Below are 1,991 nucleotides of genomic sequence, written 5' to 3' on the forward strand. Positions count from 1 at the left end.
GCCGCCGCGCGAGGTCACCGTCGGGCAGATCCTGCGCGCCGTCGACGGCCCGCTGGCCGGGGTACGCGGGCTGCGCCCCGAGGAGACCAGCTACGAGGGTGCGGCGCAGAACCTGCCCCGGCTCTGGGTGGCGGTGCGTGCCTCGGTCCGCCGGGTGGTCGACGAGGTGAGCCTCGCCGAGCTGGTCAACGGCCGGCTCCCCGCCCACGTCCGCAAGCTGACCGCCCTCCCGGACGCCTGGCAACCGCGCTGAACCACGCGCCCTCGCGGTCGGGGACGAGTGGCCACCGTCCAGTGCGGAGCGAAGCGGGTTTCTCATTCCGCGCTTTCGGGCATGTTCGATGCCGCAGAGGCAGGGAGATGACGAGAGGAGCCCCGCGATGGGCATCGTGTTCCGCAAGCGGCAGAAGATCGGCCCGCTGATCCTCAACTTCACCGAGAACGGCTTCTCGTCCTGGAGCGTCAAGATCGGCAAGTGGTCGTGGAACTCCCGGACCCGGGCCCACCGGGTCGACCTGCCGGGGCCGATCTCCTGGAAGCAGGACAAATCCCGGGCGTGACGTCCCGAGGTCGCGCGGGGTGCCGGTGGTTCACCGGCGCCCCGCTCGGCGTCTCAGGGCCGGCTCGACGATTCCGCCGACGCCGGGGAGCGGACGACAGGACAATCGCCGCATGGCCGACGAGTCCTTCCGGCGGGAGCGGTGGCGGGCCGGGGTGGCCGTCGCCCTGCTGCTGGTCGCCTACTTCATCGTCCCCGTGGAGCCGGACCCGAACGGGTTGCGGCTCGCCCTGCGCTCGGTCGGCACCCTGGTGCTGGTGATCGTGGTGGCGTTCCTGGTCACCGGCCAGGTCCGTCGCCAGCTCGCCCTCGAACAGCCCACCGGCGACGCGGAGACCCGGGCGCTGATCCGGCTCGCCGTCGCGTTGATCGCCGGGGTGCTGGTCTTCGCGTTGGCCGACTACGTGGTGGCGCGGACCCGCCCGGGTGAGTTCAGCGGCCTGGGGACCCGGATCGACGCGCTCTACTTCGCGCTGACCACCCTGACCACCATCGGCTACGGGGACGTGCACGCCCAGGGGCAGATCGCCCGGGTGGTGGTCTCCGCACAGATGATCTTCAGCGTCGGCGTGATCGCCACCGGTGCGTCCATCGTGGTCAAGCAGATGACCCAGCGTCCCCGGCCGCAGCGGCGGTGACCACCACGTCGCCGCCGAGCCGGCCGTGCTCCGGCTCCCGGGTCACCGCCCCGGAGGCGAGCAGCGAGGCCAACGCCCGGTTGGCGTCGGTGGCCCGGTAGACCGTCGAGGTCGCCGCGAACCGGCGCAGCTCGGTGACCGTACGGGGGCCGGAGCGGGTGAGCTCGGCGAGCAGTTCGCGGCGCAGCGGCCCGGGATCCGGGTCGAGACTGATGTCCAGCAACCGTCCCGCCGGGTCGGCCGGGTCGCGGTACCGGACCCCGGCGTACTCGTCGACCGCCCAGAGCGCGTCCTTGAGCGCCTCGAGGCCCTTGTCGGAGGCGGTGGCGTAGCCCAGCAGCCGGGCCGGCCCGCCGTCGGCGGGGACCAGCTCCACCTCGGTGACCAGCGGGAACCCGGCCGCGGTCAGGGCCTGCCGGACGGGCCGGCCCGCCGCGGTGACCAGCAGCAGCTCGGCCGGCCGCCCGGTGGCCACGGCCGCCAGCAGGGCCGGCTCGGGATCGCTCCCGTCGACCACGGCCAGCAGCGGGGCGCCGGCCGCGCCGGCGGCCTTGAGCGTCACCGGCAGCCGGTCCGGGTGGCCGGGGACCACGTGCACCGCCACGTCCGCCGGCAGGTCGCTCTCGGCCGCGCCGAGCCGGGCCGGCAGCTCCGCGCCACCCCCGGCGAGCACCAGCACGGTCAGCCGCCGGCCGCGCAGCCGGTCGGCCGCTCTCGGTGACCGCGTGCCGGCTGGGCGTGGGTACGCGGACGGTCGCGGTGGTGTTCGCCGGGACGGTGAGGCGAAGCTGCAT

4 protein-coding genes are annotated in these 1,991 nt (G+C 74.5%); 3 read left to right on the forward strand and 1 reads right to left on the reverse strand.

What is annotated here, in order from left to right; translation table 11 throughout:
• The 3 genes from ACWEVO_RS35665 to ACWEVO_RS35675 all read left to right on the forward strand — a co-directional run.
• A partial coding sequence (locus ACWEVO_RS35665; protein ID WP_452311805.1) for an Rrf2 family transcriptional regulator occupies nucleotides 1-253 on the forward strand: 253 nt, incomplete at its 5' end.
• Between the two features lie 127 nt (nucleotides 254-380).
• The gene (locus tag ACWEVO_RS35670; RefSeq protein ID WP_452311806.1) at nucleotides 381-560 is read left to right on the forward strand and encodes a DUF4236 domain-containing protein; all 180 of its coding nucleotides are present in this window, start codon (nucleotides 381-383) and stop codon (nucleotides 558-560) included.
• A gap of 112 nt (nucleotides 561-672) precedes the next feature.
• Complete coding sequence (locus ACWEVO_RS35675) at nucleotides 673-1,197, forward strand: potassium channel family protein (RefSeq protein ID WP_452311807.1); 525 nt, start codon at nucleotides 673-675, stop codon at nucleotides 1,195-1,197.
• Here ACWEVO_RS35675 and ACWEVO_RS35680 read toward each other — a convergent pair.
• A partial coding sequence (locus ACWEVO_RS35680; protein ID WP_452311808.1) for a hypothetical protein occupies nucleotides 1,157-1,991 on the reverse strand: 835 nt, incomplete at its 5' end. The two genes, ACWEVO_RS35675 and ACWEVO_RS35680, sit on opposite strands and share 41 nt — an antisense overlap.

It is taken from the genome of Micromonospora sp. NPDC003776 (assembly GCF_053605645.1).